Annotated in this window: 18 protein-coding genes and 1 pseudogene; 5 read left to right on the forward strand and 14 right to left on the reverse strand. The window is 53.2% G+C overall.

Translation table 11 applies throughout. From position 1 onward, the window contains the following. Positions 1-6 precede the first annotated feature (6 nt). From ddfA (LIX00_RS17195) to LIX00_RS17205, 3 genes are all read right to left on the reverse strand, one after another. Positions 7-315, reverse strand: a complete 309-nt coding sequence (ddfA, locus tag LIX00_RS17195; RefSeq protein WP_227355772.1) for a DdfA family disk-determining factor — start codon at positions 313-315, stop codon at positions 7-9. A 213-nt stretch (positions 316-528) separates the two neighbouring features. Then, positions 529-897 carry a DUF7344 domain-containing protein gene (locus tag LIX00_RS17200; RefSeq protein ID WP_227355773.1) on the reverse strand — a complete coding sequence of 123 codons (369 nt, stop codon included), beginning with the start codon at positions 895-897 and terminating at the stop codon, positions 529-531. A gap of 80 nt (positions 898-977) precedes the next feature. Beyond that, positions 978-3497, reverse strand: coding sequence for a bacterio-opsin activator domain-containing protein (locus LIX00_RS17205; RefSeq protein WP_227355774.1), 2520 nt, complete (start codon positions 3495-3497; stop codon positions 978-980). A 133-nt stretch (positions 3498-3630) separates the two neighbouring features. On the opposite strand from LIX00_RS17205, the pseudogene LIX00_RS17210 reads away from it, so the two are divergent. Then, positions 3631-3801 (forward strand): annotated as a pseudogene (locus LIX00_RS17210) (RNA-guided endonuclease TnpB family protein); the annotation flags it as partial. 165 nt (positions 3802-3966) lie between these two features. Then, positions 3967-4662, forward strand: a complete 696-nt coding sequence (locus tag LIX00_RS17215) for a helix-turn-helix domain-containing protein (protein WP_227355775.1) — start codon at positions 3967-3969, stop codon at positions 4660-4662. A gap of 47 nt (positions 4663-4709) precedes the next feature. On the opposite strand, the gene ddfA (LIX00_RS17220) is transcribed toward LIX00_RS17215, so the two are convergent. Continuing rightward, the gene (ddfA, locus tag LIX00_RS17220) at positions 4710-5045 is read right to left on the reverse strand and encodes a DdfA family disk-determining factor (protein ID WP_227355776.1); all 336 of its coding nucleotides are present in this window, start codon (positions 5043-5045) and stop codon (positions 4710-4712) included. A gap of 1125 nt (positions 5046-6170) precedes the next feature. Here ddfA (LIX00_RS17220) and glpR point away from each other — a divergent pair. Further along, positions 6171-6938, forward strand: coding sequence for an HTH-type transcriptional regulator GlpR (glpR, locus tag LIX00_RS17225; RefSeq protein ID WP_227355777.1), 768 nt, complete (start codon positions 6171-6173; stop codon positions 6936-6938). 73 nt (positions 6939-7011) lie between these two features. Here the strand turns inward: glpR and LIX00_RS17230 are convergent, their stop codons facing one another. From LIX00_RS17230 to LIX00_RS17270, 9 genes are all read right to left on the reverse strand, one after another. Further along, on the reverse strand, positions 7012-7458 hold the full coding sequence (locus tag LIX00_RS17230) for a PTS fructose transporter subunit IIB (RefSeq protein WP_227355778.1): 447 nt from the start codon (positions 7456-7458) through the stop codon (positions 7012-7014). Then, on the reverse strand, positions 7455-9158 hold the full coding sequence (gene ptsP / locus LIX00_RS17235) for a phosphoenolpyruvate--protein phosphotransferase (RefSeq protein ID WP_227355779.1): 1704 nt from the start codon (positions 9156-9158) through the stop codon (positions 7455-7457). Before ptsP ends, LIX00_RS17230 begins: the two co-directional genes overlap by 4 nt. After that, on the reverse strand, positions 9155-9436 hold the full coding sequence (locus LIX00_RS17240) for an HPr family phosphocarrier protein (RefSeq protein WP_227355780.1): 282 nt from the start codon (positions 9434-9436) through the stop codon (positions 9155-9157). Before LIX00_RS17240 ends, ptsP begins: the two co-directional genes overlap by 4 nt. Beyond that, positions 9433-9909 carry a PTS sugar transporter subunit IIA gene (locus LIX00_RS17245; protein ID WP_227355781.1) on the reverse strand — a complete coding sequence of 159 codons (477 nt, stop codon included), beginning with the start codon at positions 9907-9909 and terminating at the stop codon, positions 9433-9435. Before LIX00_RS17245 ends, LIX00_RS17240 begins: the two co-directional genes overlap by 4 nt. A gap of 30 nt (positions 9910-9939) precedes the next feature. Next, positions 9940-11097: a PTS fructose transporter subunit IIC gene (locus LIX00_RS17250; RefSeq protein ID WP_227355782.1), complete on the reverse strand. Its 1158-nt coding sequence runs from the start codon at positions 11095-11097 to the stop codon at positions 9940-9942. Between the two features lie 155 nt (positions 11098-11252). Next, the gene (gene pfkB, locus LIX00_RS17255) at positions 11253-12161 is read right to left on the reverse strand and encodes a 1-phosphofructokinase (protein WP_227355783.1); all 909 of its coding nucleotides are present in this window, start codon (positions 12159-12161) and stop codon (positions 11253-11255) included. A gap of 686 nt (positions 12162-12847) precedes the next feature. Further along, complete coding sequence (locus LIX00_RS17260; RefSeq protein WP_227355784.1) at positions 12848-13138, reverse strand: hypothetical protein; 291 nt, start codon at positions 13136-13138, stop codon at positions 12848-12850. A gap of 4 nt (positions 13139-13142) precedes the next feature. Further along, positions 13143-13391 (reverse strand): DUF8156 family protein, encoded by a 249-nt coding sequence (locus LIX00_RS17265; protein ID WP_227355785.1) that lies wholly within the window; start codon positions 13389-13391, stop codon positions 13143-13145. Between the two features lie 342 nt (positions 13392-13733). Beyond that, positions 13734-13970 carry a hypothetical protein gene (locus LIX00_RS17270; protein WP_227355786.1) on the reverse strand — a complete coding sequence of 79 codons (237 nt, stop codon included), beginning with the start codon at positions 13968-13970 and terminating at the stop codon, positions 13734-13736. Positions 13971-14299: 329 nt separating this feature from the next. Between LIX00_RS17270 and LIX00_RS17275 the strand changes: the two genes are divergently transcribed. Together LIX00_RS17275 and LIX00_RS17280 are read left to right on the forward strand one after the other, a co-directional pair. Further along, positions 14300-14719: a hypothetical protein gene (locus LIX00_RS17275; protein ID WP_227355787.1), complete on the forward strand. Its 420-nt coding sequence runs from the start codon at positions 14300-14302 to the stop codon at positions 14717-14719. A gap of 669 nt (positions 14720-15388) precedes the next feature. After that, on the forward strand, positions 15389-15835 hold the full coding sequence (locus LIX00_RS17280; RefSeq protein ID WP_227355788.1) for a VOC family protein: 447 nt from the start codon (positions 15389-15391) through the stop codon (positions 15833-15835). Between the two features lie 414 nt (positions 15836-16249). Here LIX00_RS17280 and LIX00_RS17285 read toward each other — a convergent pair whose 3' ends face one another. Beyond that, positions 16250-17590, reverse strand: a complete 1341-nt coding sequence (locus tag LIX00_RS17285; RefSeq protein WP_227355789.1) for a Cdc6/Cdc18 family protein — start codon at positions 17588-17590, stop codon at positions 16250-16252. Positions 17591-18078: the final 488 nt, after the last annotated feature.

Genomic DNA, 18078 nt, shown 5'->3' on the forward strand with positions numbered 1-18078 from the left:
AGAACGTTACGGTGGTGTGGTCTCTAGTGGTTCAAGATCGATTGTCCCGTCACTGGTGATCGTTACATGGTAGCCACAGTACGCAAATGATACGTGGCCATCTGCTCTTGAAGTGCCATCAGTTAAGGGAGTGAACAGACTGTCGAGTGCATCTGGGTTGATGGACTGGTAGATTGGTTCCAAGTCGTCTGGTGACCGCTGGTCGTGCACGGCAACTGCCTCGACAACCAGCGCGCTTAGTCGGGCAGTGTCCAATGTCGGGATGACTGCTGTGTGGGGTGCGGTTTCCCCCGGTGATGGTTCGTGATCAACCATGGCGAATCTCGGGTAGAGAAGTATCTTCCACCGCTATTAGTTTCTCGTGTCGATACGGATGAAAATACAGGATGCATTATCAGCAATGGTTCTACAAGTGTTAACCTAATCTGGGTAATTTATGGATAAAATGGTTGTTTATCCTTCGGCATCAACTCGATATTTCTCAGCACGGAGGAGAAGTCCTATGCAGAAACAGAAGAATACTGGCCATCACACCACCATTTCGGTGAATTGTGCACAGGCGACCACCCGTTCGAGTACACCTTCTCTTCGATAGCGGACGGTCTCACTTCGGTCGTCGTATTCGATAATGCCATGATTCTCCAGTTTTGGAAGGTGACCGTGGAGGAGTTGTGTTCTGAGGCGGTCAGCATCCTCAGCTGTCCGTACATCGAACTGCGTGCAGAAATGTGTGACGAGTTCGTCGACAGTCGCGATCGGTTGGGACTCTCCATGAAAGTAATAGAGGACGTGGCGGCGGTGCTCGTTGCTCAGCAGGTCGAAGATGGCATCAAGACTCAGTGTCGGCGTATTCGGATTGCCAACAGTTGGCGTATCTGGTCGCTTGCCGCTTGTCATACTGGTTCCCTTTTGCGTCTCAGCGATTACGAGTAGTGGGCCTCACTATTGAGGGGGAGTACGAGAGGAACCATCGATGGTTAGCGCCGGCGTGATTCACTGTCGCCGGAAAAGAGAGTCGTGAGTAGTTTGTGCAGTGCCGTCTGCATATGCTGGTGGAAGGTTGGAGAGGCGATATCAAGCGTGTTCGCGAGCGTTTCGCCCGTACTGACACGCGGGTATTCGAAATACCCACTGTGAAAGCTCATCTGTAGGATTTCGAGTTGGCGGTCGGTGAGCGCTGTTTCGAGTTCGTTCAGAAAGCTGGTGCGTGAGTGGACTGGCCGCGTCCGCTGTCGTTTGGCGTGAAGGGAGGCAGCCGGATAGATATCCTGTACCGCCTCAACGAACGACCGAACGTCGACATCAGCAGGCACTTCGATGGTCAACGTCCCCTCACCATGGGATGCCATCCCACTTTGGATATAGGCTCCCCGTTCGATGAGTAGCTGGGAGGCCGTTTCAGCGCTCTGGAAGACGAATTCGAAGGAACTGTCCGCCCCTGTCTCGGCGATCAAGCGCGCCTGATCGACTCTCGATGCTGCTTGGGCCCGCTCTAACAACTGATCTGGGGCGACGTCGGTGGCGGTGACGTAAAACAGCAACGTCCCATCCGACGAGGGGACGGCGCCATCGAGCGTGATGGTACACGACAATTCGTCGGAAACGGTGAAGAAGAACGCATCAGTCTCACCCAGCGAAAATTCGAGCTCCAAAATCTGATCCGTGTGCAGGAGCTTTTTGTTTTCGGTGGCGTTGATTGCGTGGCCGATCGTCTCGCCCAACTCCGCGAAGACTGCCTGTTCGAGCTCGCCGACCACCTCCGGCGCTGGTGCGTATACGACCAGTACGCCGTAAGTCGTGTTACCATATCCGAGGGGGATACAGGCGGCAGCCCGATACCCGCATGCCAACGCATCTTCTCTCACGGCATCGGGGAACGCGTTGCTCGTCGCGATATCCTCGACGACGGTGAGGGTACCGGTTTCGAGCGTCGTCGCCGCCGATCCTTGTTCCGTCGCCGGCGCTGCGGCATCGACGGTGTGGAGATACGAGTCGTCGATGCCCGCCGCGGTTCGGAGATTCAGCCCGCGCTCCGCAGAGGAAAGATCACCGATGAGGGCGCCGAGATAGCTGTCCGACGCGGCGAACCGCTCGCAGACCGTCCGTTCGATCTCCTCGCGCGTCGGCGCAGCGACGAGCGTCTGGTTGATGTCGCGAATGATCGCGTTGAGGCGATTCACGGTTTCTAACTCGTCGCGTTGGCGGGCCACAGCACGTTCACGCTCGGCGCGTGTCAACGCTGCTTCCGTGTTCGCAGCCAAGACACGCATGAGGCCGTAGTCAATACGATCGAAGTCGTAAACCGAGGTTGATGCCGTGATCAAGACGCCGTGCGCACCGAGCGAGGTGATGATCGCACTTCGAATCGGCGTCTCCTGTGATTGGTGCTCATCAATGTCTTGGAGGTCGGGAATCACTTGTGAGTTGCCCGTCTCGAAGACATCCCAAATTAGCGTATCCTCGGGGGTGACTGTCGGGGGAGACCCGTCGAAGATGGTGGTTACTGCTTCGGAAGTGGCGACCGGTTCGAGAGCCGTTTCGTCTTCTAAGGAGAGGTGAAGCCCAGTGATTGGTAACTCTAAAACATCGGTTGCCGTTTGTACCGCTTCGGTGCAGATCTCCTGACGGGACGAGGTCGCGAGCATCCGCTGGGTCGTCGTATGTAACGATTGAAGTGCATCTTCACGCCGCTTTTGATCGCTGATATCACGGAAGATCCCTTGGATTACGCGGCGATCCTGGAGCGTGGTGACGTTCGAATTGATGGCGACCGGGATGTGCTGGCCATCGGCAGTGACAACTTTGAGATCGTCATTTTGTGCGAACAAACCGCCACGCTGTCGATGCCCCCGAAAGAGCTGTTCGTACCGGTCGGCTTCCTCCGACGGATGGAGGTCGATTTGATGCATGCCCTCGATTTCATCCGTCGGTTTCCCGAGGAGTTCAGCGGCGGCGTGATTCGCTTCCTGGATGACACCCGTTTCGGCATCGGCGACGAAAATCGCATCTGGCGCCGCTTCGACGAGGGTCTGATACTTCTCTCTCGCCGCGTTCAATTGCTCGCGCTGTCGTTTCTGGTCCGAGATATCGCGGAGAACCGCCGTATAGAGGGATTGATCACGGTACGCATGTTCGCGAAGCGAGAACGAAAGCGGGACATCGGTACCGTCTTTGCATCGCCCAACACGCTCAAGATCAGTGTGTTCAACTACTGTCTCGGCGTCATGCATATACTGGTGCAACTCGGCGAGATATTCGTCGCGATACTGCTCGGGGAAGAGGTCGTCAACTGATCGACCGACGAGTTCATCGATGTCGTAGCCAAAGATGTCGCTCGCTGCCTCATTTGCAAAGCAAATCGTCGCAGTATCATCGAGAGTGAGAAGTCCGTCAAGTGCGTTGTGAACGAGCTGTTCGAAAAAGGCGTCTTCCGTGAGTGTCTCGGTGCCCTCGTGAGGACGAGAATTCGAGTCATCTGAGCCAGAAGGAAGGGGCATGAATAGGTGTGGCATGATGCCGCAGTATTGAATATGTTTTTCACAAACATCAGGCAGTATTCTCCGTGAATCGGAGATACGGTCATCACTGATACCTGGCTCACTTCTCCGTCCTGACTCATCACCGCTTATGAGGGACTGGAACGCGGCGGATAACATCCTCGTTCGCGGTCTGAAGAAAGTAGGAGCGGGATGCTCCGAATCAACGCCTGTGGAGACTGCGCTCCATACGGGAACCACTTCGGTTCCTGCAAAGCGCGTCGTGGAAGCAGGAAGCCCCGTCCTCAACGCGCGAAGCGCGTAAGGCAGGGTAGTTCACATGCTGTTTCGGCGGTTTAATAGCGGAAACTAGGTTTCTCCCCATGTCGTTCTCTACAAACACAAGACACAAACCAAGGGTCGAGGAACTGCTTGATTAGTTGGGCGAAAGAACCAAGCCCACTAATTGTGTATACTTGCTGCATTGGCCATGCCCGAAGATAAGCGGAGTGAGCAGATGTGTCCCGTGCTCGAGGTTGAGTTCACCATCTGGAACTCGGCATATCCGTTCGTCGGCGTGTCCAAAGCAGAAGCCTGCATGTTCGAACTCGCAGAGATGGTTCCTCGTCACGATGGACGGTATGCAGAATTCTTCAACATTACGGGTGTGAATCCGAATCGAATTGTGGATATTGCAGCCGATAACGCGACCGTCGATGTCTCACTTCTCACTGAATACGAACACGGAGGGCTCTTCGAATTCCTCGTATCGGGGAATTGTCCGGCTATCACGCTTGCTGAACTCGGTGCGCTTCCACGGGAAGTACAGAGTGTAGATGGTGAGGGTCACATCGTCGCCGAAGTTCCACCACAATACGATTCCTCGGTGGTTATCGACGCGTTCCTCGAAGAAAATCCCGATGCGGAACTCACTGCCAAACGAGAAAAAGACTCAATCACGCCCCTATTCAGCCATTCCATCTTCCAGCAAGTGCTTCATACCCACCTCACCGACCGGCAGCGCGAGGTTCTCCAAGCCGCCTTCGACGCCGGGTATTACAACTGGCCGCGTGAATGCACCGGAAAGGACATCGCTGAGGAACTCAACATCTCCTCAGCGACGTTCTCCGAGCATATTCACGCAGCCGAGCGCAAACTCCTCACTATTTTGTTTGATGGTGCATAGGATGACCGCGTTAACCGCTCTCGAGAGATTGTCTGGAGATTCGGATTTTATGACTGGGTGTCATCCAGTAGCGAAACAGTTGTCTGGCCATCTGCGTGGACGGTGACGTCACACCCTTCATATCGAAACGTTACATAGCCATTTGGAGACTGCCGATACCGCTCGTACCCCGGTTCAAAGACCTGATTCAGAGCATCGGGATTAATAACGTCGTAGAGCGGTTGCATGCACTCCGGACTAGTCTCGGTTGCAGCGGCAACACTCTCAATCACGCTGTGCGAAGGTGTTTTACCGGTTCCCCAGTCGGAGTGAGCACTGTATGTTCCTAGATATAGGTCATCGTCCGCAACACCATCTGTGGAGGGGTTTTCTTGCTGCGTCATATGATAATCTACCGTTGTGGTTCGTTACGAATACGAGGTGGTTGGACACTCTTAGTCCATGTCCCTACACCTCAAGGGCGAATGTTTGGGTATCCGACCTCGCAGTGAGGTGCCTACTAAGTGACCGATTGCCGTCATTCGATTTCGTACTGGATCACAACGCACGCGTAGGCGGTCGTCGTTTGCCGTGACGGAACAAACGACAGGGTCGACAATAGTGGCTGTTATCTCGGTATGAATGATCGCTTCATACCCTTCGTGGCATATTATTATCAGTAATTCATAAGTGCCCTCGCGATAATTTAGTTCCCGCGAACTGCGCCGGGTGGTATCAGAAATCATGCCACCGTCGCCCGTCGTCGCGGCTTACCCACTACTACCCGCATGTTCCTAGGTGAAAGCGATGGTTATAGGTGCTTAGTCTTGGGGGACTCCTGTATCGAGTTCGGTGCCAATGGGAGCTGGGGGGTTCATGTGTGCCAACCTCACCCGCTCACGCGACTGCTTTGCATCGTCGACCACTACATATGATACACTCTGTCCAGGCGCACGTCCCAACCCCAAATCTGCTGCCCGTTCCAGCGCCGCTACATTCCGCGTCGCTTGCGTGTAGTCCTCCTTCTTCTTCGAAACACGATTCATAATCACCAACTCAGTCGGATCGACTGCCCCACGCTCCAGTCGATCAACCCACGACCGCAATTCCTCACAAACCCCTCTATATCACGACACGCATCCACTACTCGAATCAACGCTTTCTGCGCGTTATCGATATACCCGGGGAACTCTGCTGCCGACACTCGATGCCGCGATATTTGTACTCATCTCCCCCAGCGACCTTCCCGACATACTTCGTCAACGTACCAACATCCGATTCATGCAATGGCACGAACGCTATCCAGTCGTAGTGGGCTTCGTGTTCGAGCCGAATTTCTCCCATGTCAGGTATCTGAGTCACAAGCTACGAAAGCGACGTCTGGTTTTTCCCTTCTAACATTGTCACGTAGATATTGTGAACGATCTCACTAATCCCTGCCGTAATGTTCACAATCAGAAACGGTCATAAAGGAAAATGAACAAATATAGGAGGAGAGGATATCAATCATAAATACGAGATCGAAGAGAATGCTACCAGAACAACGAAAACGAGAAATTGTGGAGTATATTTCGGCACAAGATGGTTGCTCTGTCGAAGAACTTGCACAAGAAATGGAGTGTTCAGCAGCAACAATTCGGCGAGACTTGACCGATCTCGAAGAGAGGGAACTAATAAAACGTTCCCATGGAGGTGCCTTGCCAGTTGCGAGTGTTGGGGGAGAAAAGAACCTTCGAGAAAAGAAAGTCCAGAATCTCCAAAAGAAAATCGCTATCGCCGAGCGAGCTATCGAAGAGATTCACGAAGGCAATGTCGTCTTCTTTGATTCCGGAACGACAACGATGGAAGTCGCGAAAAAGGCACCATCAGATGGTTCATTTGTCGGTGTTACAAACTCCCCATTGATAGCACTCGAACTGCGAGAACGGGATGGCGAAGTCCAACTTACTGGAGGGTCACTTCGACAACGGACTCTCTCACTGATCGGATCGACAGCCGAGCGATTCATGGAAACATCGAACTTCGACGTCGCGTTCATAGGGACAAACGGAATCGATGCAGAGGGCGTTCTCACGACTGCAAATGCTCAAGAAGCACGAATGAAGGAGCTGATGATAGAGAATTCAAAGCGAGTCGTGTTAGTATCTACCGTTGAAAAATTAGAGCAACAGAATTTCAAGGAATTTGGGGCACTCACGGACGTGAACGTCTTCGTCACGGACGAGAAGTTATCAGAAAAGCACCGTCAGTGGTTCGAAAATGCTGCTGTTCGTGTCGTTGATGGAACGGCAACCTGAGTCCAGGTTTCTAACTCATTCTTGAGACCGTAGTCAGAGTTAGTTCTAGAATTTAGCGTGCTGGAGACTGCGGTCAGCTAAATAGCCGCTTGAGTCGAGCGAATAGCCCTTTGGAGGGATCGCCACCAAGTTGTTTTTCTTCCGGTTCGGGGGTATTATCCGAATTCGTCTCCTCTGTCTCGTCCACTTGCAGTCCGACTTCCTCGGTGGATCCCGATTCAGCGAGCGCGACGGCTTCGCGTATCACGCTCTCGGCGTCGTTGACGGCGTCTTTAACGGTTCCTTTCATGATCGGTTTCCCATCGAACCGATCGCGGCTCACAGCGGTGTCGGCAGTGATAATGACGACCTCTGCTGCCTCGATTTCTTCGGGAGTGAGTTCGTCTTGGGCACCCATCGCTCCCTGGACTTCGACGGAGATATCGTGGCCCATCTGTTCAGCAGTCGTCTGCAGATTTTCCGCGGCCATTTGACTATGAGCGATTCCGGTCGGACAGGATGTGATTGCAACTAGTTTCATTGGTTGTTGATGATGTTCGTGACGTCGCTTCTTGTATTTGCGGTCAGAGCACGTGCTGCAACGTCAGAAGCACGCGCTTTTTCGGTCGTTACGATATTGGACTTCACTTTGGGGATCGTCACCGCACTCATACTCAGTTCGTCAAACCCTAAACCAACGAGAAGTTCAGTGAAGGTCAGATCACCGGCCATTTCCCCACACATACCTATCCAGATATCGCTGCGGTGTGCCGCCTCAACACTCCGATGAAGTGCTCGAAGGACCGGCGGGTGCAAGGGATCGTGTAAGTCCGCCACTCGTTCGTTTTCTCGGGCCGCAGCCATCACGTATTGTGCGAGGTCGTTCGTCCCAACGCTCAGGAAGTCGACTCGGTCGGTAAACTCGTCGGCCATAAAAACGGCGCTCGGCGTTTCGATCATGACACCGAGTTCGGGGATCGCGTACTCGATTCCTTCCGCCTGGAGCGACCCGGCAACTGTATCGACGTAGTCGAGCGCAGCATCGAGTTCAGCGACGGTAGACACAAGGGGGAACATTACGCTCAGCGTACCACCCGAAGTGTCTGCCGCTGCTCGTAGCAGTGCGCGTAACTGTGTTTCAAAAAGGTCTTCGTCGACACCTAGCGAACGACGAATGCCACGTTCCCCGAGGAACGGATTCTCCTCGTCCGGCAAGTCGAGATACGAAATTTGTTTGTCCCCTCCGATATCGAGTGTTCGAACGACGACCCGACCATCCGGAAACGCTTCTAATGCTTCGACATACGTCTCGTACTGTTCCCGTTCGGTTGGAGGAGTCTCTCTGTCAAGGAAGAGAAACTCCGTTCGATAGAGACCGATGCCGTCGGCACCTTGCTCGACGGCGCGCGCCAACTCGGTCGGCCGTCCAACGTTTGCCGCGACTTCGATTTCGGTACCGTCGGTCGTCTCCACGCGGTTAGGACGTACATCGACGGTCGTCCCAGTATCGATGGCAGCGAGCGTCTCATCGTTCGGGTTGACGACGATCTCATCCGTCGCCCCGTTGATGATGACGTTCGAACCCTCTTCGATTCTCTTGAGTTCCGAACCGACGCCGACGACTGCGGGCAGGCCGAGCGAACGGGCAAAGATGGCGGCATGCGAGGTACGTCCGCCAGTAACTGTGGCGAACCCAGATACCTGATTCGGGTTCAACTGAGCGGTGTCGCTCGGCGTTAGTCGGTCGGCTAACAGAACTGATCCGGCCGGTAACGTAGTTAAATTGACCCGCTCGTTACCAGTAAGCGACCGAATGAGACGGTCACGGACGTCTCGAAGGTCGTCTGCACGTTCCGCCATTTTCCCATCCATTCCCTCAAACTGTGCGATCGGATCTTCGAATGCCGTCTGTACTGCACGCTCAGCCGAAGATCCCGCGTCTATCGCGGTCGAGACGCTGTCCTCGATTTGTGGATCTGTGAGGAACTGGATATGAGCATCGAAGACGGCAGCCTCCTCTTGTCCGACATGGTCTGCCGTGCGGTCGCGTTCGGCTTCGAGTTCCTCACGTGCCCGACGACGGGTGGTCTCGAACCGATCACGTTCAGCCGACCGATCAGACGGTGGGATCGTTTCATCGTCGATGGCATCAGTGAGCGAGGTATCTGGTCGATACCAGACTACGGTCCCCGTCCCCGCTTGAGGTGTGACACCTTCCCCCGTAAGCGTCTGTTCGCTCATGTATCGGCCAATTCGCTCTCCGGAGTCCTCAACACTTGTTCCAGCGCATCGAGCGCCTCGTCTGCATCTTCACCTTCGGCAACGAGACGGACGTTATCGCCACATTTTGCTCCAAGACTAGTGATGGCAATCATACTGGCAGCGGAAACAAGATTGTCGGAATCCACATAACCGATTTCGACCGTGGCATCGAACTCATTGACCATCTGGACGAACTTCGAAGCAGGTCGTGCATGCAGGCCAGCTTCCGGGACAATTTCGACTACTCGCTCGCTCATGCGACTGCCTCCCGAAGAGCTACCTGCACGTCGGTAGGTGTTTCCGCGGCATACAGGTCGTCACGGACTTCCTCGTGCATAAGTGCGCGAGAAAGAGAACTGAGGATTGCAAGGTGGTCTTCAGCCCCTGAGTCAGGGACGAGAATCATAAACAACAGTTTTGCGGGCTCACCGTCCATCGCTCCGAAGTCGACACCATCGGTTGAGCGGGTAAATGCCACCGATGGGCGCGTTATAGCATCCGTCTTCGCGTGTGGGATTCCAATTCCCATTCCAACTCCAGTGGTCGTCTCCTCTTCACGAGCAAACAACGCTTCGAGCGCCGCATCTCGATCATTTACCCGGTCGGTGTTCACGATGAGGTCCAACAGGTACTCGATACAGGCGTCTTTCTCGTTCGGTGGGTCATTAAGCGAGATATGCGGTTCTGGGAGCAGGTCATCGATGTCGTCTTGTTCGATTTCTGAATTCATATGTTTGGTAGCGGTGATCTCTTGAAACGACTAATCGTTTGTTTGTGTCGAAGTTGCTGTCTCAGTCGAAGCGACTGTTTCCTCAAAGTCACTCTTGAGGAGTGTCGCAATGGTGGCGGTAATGATTGTGCCAATTGCAACACAGGCGAGGAATAAACCGGGGTGATTCGATAGTAAAAAGACGAAGATACCGCCGTGTGGGGCAGGCATCGTGATGCCGAGAGCCATCGAAGCAGCTCCACCGACAGCACTTCCAGCGACGATACTCGGGATAACGCGCAGCGGATCAGAAGCACCGTAGGGAATCGCACCTTCAGTTATAAAGGCGAGTCCCAGTGGAATCGCACTCTTCGCGTTCTCATACATTTCAGCGGTGTACTTCTGGGGAGCGATGAAATTCGATAATGCCATTCCTAAGGGGGGAATCATCCCGGCAATCATCACTGCGGCCATCGGTTCGTAGATCTGCTCGGTCAGTAATCCGACCGCGAATACGTAAGCGACTTTGTTGATGGGCCCGCCCATATCGAACGCCATCATGCCACCGAGGATGGCGCCGACAAGCAGTGCCTCGCTTCCTTGCATTCCGCGGAGGAACGACGTCAGACCCGCGTTTGCAATGGCGACCGGAACCCCGATTACGAAAATAACGATAGGCGAGAGGATAGCCATCGTCAGTACGGGGATGATGAGGACCGGCATCATCGGCTGGATCATATCGGGAACATTTCGTTGCTTTATCCATCGAGCGACGTATCCTGCGGCAAGACCAGCAACGAGTGCACCGAGATAGCCTGCACCGGCCGAGCCGCCTTGGAGGCCGATCACATTGCCGGCGGCCTTTAGGATGGTTCCCTGCTGGATGATATACGACAACAGGAATCCAGGTGCCAACCCTGGACGATCTGCGATAGCGTACGCGATATAGGCCCCCAAAATCGGGACCATAAACGTCAGGCCGGCGGTGCCGATCTGTGCAAGGAACCAGTCGGGACGGCCGGTTGCATCGAAAATCGTCTTAGTTGCCTCTGTCCCACCCATGAAGGTCGAGAGTGCGTATCCTAATGCGAGGAAAATTCCGCCGATCGTTACGAACGGAATCATGAACGACACCCCAGTCATCAGATGTTCTTTTACAGAGGTGACATGTGATCGCAGTGCCCCTTCAATCACGTCGCTTCGTGTCATAGTCGAGTTCCGTCACTATCGTTCATAATACTATTCAATAATGCCTTCGAATGTGATTATTTCGTACCATACTATTCGAAATATTCCCTATTTTGATCATTGCTTGATGGGGAGAACGCCGTAATTGATTTCGTAGGTGCTCATTAGATCGTTCTCTAATACGCTGTTACCGGCAATTCTTCGACGCCTGCAACTGGGTTGTCAAATGTTGGAACACTTGTTCCGGAAATACTAATCACACGCGACGCAACGGCGACGCCAGTACGGAGTGCAGCCTCATCCGATCCTCCACTCTGGCGCTCAGTAAGGACGCCAGAAAGCAATGCGTCTCCTGCTCCGACCGTGTCGACGACTTCAACGTCGAGTGCGGGTGTGTGAAGAATAGCATCTGGAGTCGCCATGATCGCTCCATCTTTGCCGAGAGATGCAACAACACGTTCAAACCCGTTCTCCCGGAGTCTTCGAACTGCGGCGATTGCATCATCAAGGGAATCGACATCTCTCCCAGTTGCAGCTTCTAATTCTCGACGGTTGGGTTTACAGAGAGTATATCTCGCCTTCAGATCCCGAAGGACATCGCCACCGACATCGATCACGGTTTCCCATGGCCCCGCATCTGCAATTCGGTCGATCATTTCTGGATCGATACCGGAGGGGAGACTACCTGCAATGACGATCATCTCGGGTGTATGATGCCGTATTGTCTCGATGATACGCTCTGCATCGCTCTGGTCGATGATAGGGCCATTCTGGTTGATTTTGTACTCGGATTGCGGAGTGAGGATCGTCGTGTTCAATCGGGTAGACCCGGATATCTCGACGAAATCATTAGGGATACCACGCGTAGCCAACTCCGTCTGTAAAAACTGCCCTAAAAAGTCACCAACGTAGCCGGTGGCCACCGTTTCGACGTCAAGTTCGACGAGGTATTTCGATACGTTGATCCCCTTGCCACCAGGATCAAGCCGTGCGGTATCAGTTCGTGCAACGGTATCTGAAACCAAGTCATCTTCGAGTTGGAGCGTATGATCCACTGCAGGATTGGGTGTAACCGTTAATATCATCGTATCGAATGAAGATCTATGGATCTCGCTTGTAGCGATTCCGCTACTCGCGACGGTTTTGAAGCTCCTGTTGCTTTACTATTGAGGCATGTCATTATCGAACCATCGTTGTGGTAGTAAAATCATATACTTATTCTCTGTCGGAATGACCGGTGTTTCTCGGTACTGTTCAATCGTTCTTTTGCAGTAATAGTGCCTAAATTATGTCGGTTATGATTATTTCATATCTTTATAATCGGGTTTAAGTCTCCAATAAACTATGGACCTGATATTTTGACGCCAAAACAAGGTATCGGATGGTAATGCATGTATACCCCATGTCGACTACATGTAATATTCCCATTTTTCGAAACCCGATTCGTACTCACCAGCTCACTCGGATTAATCGCTTTACGCTCTAGTCGATCAACCTACGACGGCCATTCCACATAAACCGCCTCTGGATAACGATACTCACCGACTTCATCGACGAACTCGAACAGGAAGTTGCCGAGAAAAACCAGCGGATCGCTAGTCTCCGTATGAAGAATCAGAATGTCGCACATGGGTTATCAGTGATGTCATTTTCTTGTAGTTTGCATCTGTGAGAGGTCGTGAGTCAGCAGTAGGTCGATTCCTTTTTCGAGACAGTAGCGGAACTCCCGCGAGAAATCGAAGTTATAGCAGCGATACTTACCAGGCGAGCCTCACTTACTCACTATTCGCGCTACCGAATTCACCGCCCTGAGGTCGACCACATCCACTCGGAGTACTTGCTCGGGGTTATGGCGAAAGCTCACGCGTTCATCAACGACAGTAACCCGAACAACGGCAGGATGATCACGGAGTGCAGCACGTGCTATCGAAAACTCGCCGTCACCGTGCACCGACACGTAGATCGTCGGTGTATACGACTTATCGACTTCACACTCCACCCCCGTCTCAGTTACCGACCATCTGAGCACGTCGTCGTCGACGTAGTCGATTTTGCACACCATGTCCTCATCCTCGATCGTTCAAGTCGTCTTCTACGTGGTCAAGCCGATCCACTAAGTCGTCGATCTGGATCTGCTGTTCGAGCAATATCGAGATCAGAATCGGTGTTTCAACGAACAGAGGCTTGTGAACGGTGCTGGGATCGGTATGCAGCTGGGCATACTCGAAGAGTCGATCAAAGATCGCCTGATCAGTCGGTCGAAGCGCTCGTCGATATTCGTCCCATTCTGCCTCGATTTGGTTGGTGTGGCTCATCGCAGATAGACACGACCACCGAGATACCCTTAGGCAAGCCAGGGTCGCTTCCGAATATTCCAATAGATAAATGACTGACGTCAACAAGTCCGAACACTGTGTCCTATTGATCGCAACAGCGAAGCATGATTCCGATCTGTATAATGGTTGGTTTGGACTGGTAACGGGTCGATTTGTACGGAACTACCGTGCCCACATATGGGCTAATCCACTCCAAAAATATCCAGCTACCATGAGCAACTTCCACACGGTTTGGTTGCTTCCGATTCAGCCTTCCGAAAACCACGGCCTCACGATGAAAGCCGTCAGATGAGGTAGGAGAAATACAAGCGATGGTCTTTGCTATTCAGAGCCGTAATCAGTGAGCCGAAGGTTTCCCTCGACTTCGTAAATATGGCCTTTATTGTACAACCGTTCGATGATATCTTCGGCAGCAGGCCGCTCAAGATCTTCTTTCTCAGCCAGAACGGCATAGGCTTGCTCGTAGGTGAGTTCACCACCAGGTGGGATAGTGCTCGCGAGTGCATCAAGCGCCTCTTGCGCAAGTGGTGTGAGTGGCGACGTCTCATTTGGACCCATTCGTAATTCCAAATTTGAGGACGCGATAGGTAAACCCTCGGACAGAGTCTCCTCGTGACGTTACCTAGCTCATTGTGACAAGGGGAATGAGCACACGGCGTGGGAGGATGGGTTGGGATGAGTACGGGAGCCCACGCCGCCTGCTGAGATACGCTGACTGCATTTTACGCATGGCACCCGACCGACAAAGACCTCAGCCAACCAGAGCGGAAGTGAAACTGAATACATGGGAGGACTCGCGGACCCGACACTTCTCACCAACAACGCCGAGTCGAGAGCGTATCCGCCAAGGCGAATATTCTTGGGTTAGTATGCTATACTAACAATCAATGCCCAACAAGATCAAACGGTCTGGCGATGGCTTTGCTCTCCAGGTCACAAAGCCTGCGCGAGCCGCTGGACTCGTTGAAGAGACCGACGACGAGCCCACCCGTTTAGCAGACATCCGCGTGTTCGCATTCGACGGTCTCCTGCTCGTCGTCGACATCGACCGTATCACCGACGAGAATATCGTCGAACTCACGACCTCAGCCGCTCGCGATACAGTTTCAATTCACCGAGTTGTAAATACTTCACTCCAAATCGCAGGGAATGGCTATCAAGTCCAACTGCCAGGTGCTGCAGAGGCAGGGTTTCACGTCGGTGATCGAGCGTCCTGTACACCAGCGCCAAATCTGCTCGTGATTGCAGCGGAGGGATCTGAGCGAATCGCGGCGGATATGGTAACGATTCGGCGTGAGCAAGTGTGAAATCGTCCGTTCTCGGTTAGTAGTATATACTAAGGAATAGACGGATCCAGCCGGTCAATCGAATTGCCAATGATGACCGATCTCGAGAAAACACCCCCGCATCGAAGTACAAATAAAACCAGTTCCATGGGAAGGGGCGTTCGAAGAATAGAGGGGGATGATGTGAATACTCAAAGTAAATGCCGAATTCCGTAGCAGTTACACCACCCTATACCGTCTCTTCCAAGTATATAAATGGGCACCCCCCACTACTTCCAACATATGTCTGACGTACGTCAGACCTTCGTTTCCAACCCCAACCATATGTTCCAAGCTTTAAGTTAGTCACCCCCCACCGTTTCCAACTTACCTCAAGTTATTTGGGATTCCACCACTTCGAACCCTTCCAATAATTCGAAGGGTATAAACAAGACACCCCACCGTTTCCAACTGCCAACCAAATAACCACGTATTCGGCTCTGTTGAAACCCTCAGTGGCTGATAGGAACCTCGTGCTGAATATAGATCAAGGGCATTTCGATGCCCCGACCCGAGTGGGCGTAAGGAGAGCCTGGGACCGCCCGGCCCGACTTAGCAGACGGATCGTCTACGGTCGCGACGAAACTCCTCGCCATGCTTCCCTCGCCAGCGAAGCCTATTTGCGCGCCCCTCACCTAGTTTGCTCGGACTATGGCGATCAAGCGGATGGACAACGTCCTCATCGTGGTCGAGGACCTCGAAGCTGCAAAGGCGTTCTTCACGGAGCTCGGCATGCAGCTGGAAGGCGAGACGCGCGTCGAGGGAGAGTGGGTTGACCGCGTCGTGGGCCTCAAGAACGTCCAGAACGACATCGCCATGATGCGGACCCCCGACGGTCACGGCCGCGTCGAGCTCGCGAAATTCATCACGCCCAAGGCCACCCGCGACGGATCCGAGGAACCGGCGGTGAACACCCTGGGGATCCGCCGTATCATGTTCGCCGTCGACGACATCGACGAAGTCCTCGACCGCCTCCGCTCCCACGGAGCCGAACTCGTGGACGAAGTCGCCCAGTATGAAGACGAGTACCGCCTCTGCTATGTACGCGGCCCCGAAGGCATCATCGTCGGGTTGGCCGAGGAGCTCGACGGAGCCTAGCGGGTCGCCCTCACGCTCTTGGAGGTCACTGTTTTGAGCCCGGGCATCCCCGGAATCAGGACCAGTCGGAAACAGGGCGATTTGTCGCTGGCCCCAATCGAGAAAGACATCTTTCCCGCGACGAGCCGTTCTGGAACCCGGGTCAGCCGTTCCAGAATGGGGGGTCTTCCGGTGGGTTTAGCTGAATGCAGGCGCTAACCTCCGCCTTACTGCGCTACTCGGCTTCCGGCCTGCGTTGCTCCTTGAGGACGAGACATTAGCGCCTGAAATTCGGTAACCGATTCGCGCTGTGTATTCAGCACGGCTCCTGAAACCTATCACCGCTTAAGGGTTTCAACAGAGCCACGTATTCCACCATTTCGAACCTTTCCAAGACTTCGAGGTATATAAAGAAGACACCCCACCGTTTCCAACTCACTCACCGAGCGTCATTTGTCTATCCGCCTGTTCACGGAGATTGTCTAAGTCGTCAATTTCACCGTCCTCTTCTTGTTCGAGCGCATCAATCACGGTTTCGAGTGGCGTGTCGAGCTTGTATTTATTTGGTCGGCCTCGGCCGCGCTGATCTCGATTCACGTTTTTCAGTATCCCGTTATCACACATCTCAAGTAAGTGTTCGTGCGCTCCACGTCGAGTAAGGGGGTCACGACCGAATTCCCGAGCCACCGTTTTGTAGTACTCGTAGATGTCCCTCGTCTGTGCAGGCGTCTTTCCCTGGGCAGCGAGATTCGTTACAGCGAGCAAGACGTACTTTCGATGGGTGGTGAGCTTTCGAATACCAGTAGTCACCAGTTTTCGCTCGATAATCTCCTCAGCGTTACGGACGTGCTGCTCTTCGATGCAATCGAGATCATCCGATTCTACGGCTTCGTTCTCTGCCAGTTCGGCCGCTTTCCGCAGCAGCCGAATTGCTTGACGGGCAGAGCCACGATCACGAGATGCCAGTGCTGCACACAGTTCGATAACCCCTGTCTCAGTCGTGCCCTCATAGAACGCTTGTTCGGCTCGGCGGGACAGAATTGAAATGAGATCGCTCTGTTCGTACGCGGGAAAGTGAAGCTCGGTTTCACAGAGCGTGTCTTTGACCCGAGCAGGAAGATCATCTCTGAAATTGAAGTCGTTGCTGATGCCGATAATACAGAGTTCAGCCTCGAGTTTGTGCATCGTTTGAGCCCGCGTGAGCTGATAGAGGAGTTCGCTATCACTGCCGAGCGTATTCACTTCGTCAAGGACGAGGATGATGTTGTTCGCGGCCTCGTTGAGGTCATCGAAAAGCTCATCGTAGACCTGTTCAGCGGGGTAGCCGGTCTTACTTAATTCGGGTTTATCTAGGTCGAGTGTCGTCAGTGGGTACTCGGGACTCCGTGCCTCATTGATGAGTTCGATTGTCGACTGATACGAGGTATTTGCTGACGAGCAATTGATCTCAAGCAGATCGACGTCGATATCTTGCTCCTCTGCAGTCCCTCGCAGGTCGGGGAGAAGTGTCCGGGTCGCGACGGTTTTGCCAACACCCGAGTGTCCATAGAGAAAGATATTGTCGAGATCCCAGCCTTTCAACAGTGGTCGAAGGAGCTTCACATACTCTTCGAGTTCCTCGTCTCGTTCTTCCAGTTTCTTGGGTTTGTATTCCGGTTTCAGGACGCTCCGATCCTTGATGATGTATTCATCGAGAAATCCATCATCGTCAAAGTAGCCCATGTGAGTTTTACTCACGGGAAGCCATAATAAAACCACCGCTTCCAACGTTTCCACCCCACACCACCGTTTCCAAATGGCCGTTTACTTATAAAACACACTCCCCCCACTGTTTCCAACTGTACCAGCAGAACAAGTGGGGGTAGTTCTATATCGGCATGTTATAAGGGAAAGATTTATTTATTAGTAAGTAAAATCATACCCGCACTAGCGGTAAACGAGAGGCTAGTGAGGGCCAGAGTTGTTGGTACGTTATCTTCTCCGTTGTTTTCCTCGATCATTGAGTCGCGTCTATTGCTGAAGTTGGAAACGGTGGGGTGGGAGGGGGTTATAAAGAAACCCGTGGTTGGAAGCACCGGTACGGGTTGGTGTTCTCGTCTCTGTGAGACCGACACTCGACTCGAAATGGTGGTTGAAATCAAACCACTGATTAAATCTCTTGAGGCAACCGACAAGCGGCTGCAGAAGTACCATATCTTGGGCACTAACGAGAAACACGGAATTAATTTCCGCTTCCTCCAGACGTCATGTTTTCCACCACGGTG

It is taken from the genome of Haladaptatus salinisoli (assembly GCF_020614375.1).
GTDB lineage: Archaea > Halobacteriota > Halobacteria > Halobacteriales > Haladaptataceae > Haladaptatus > Haladaptatus salinisoli.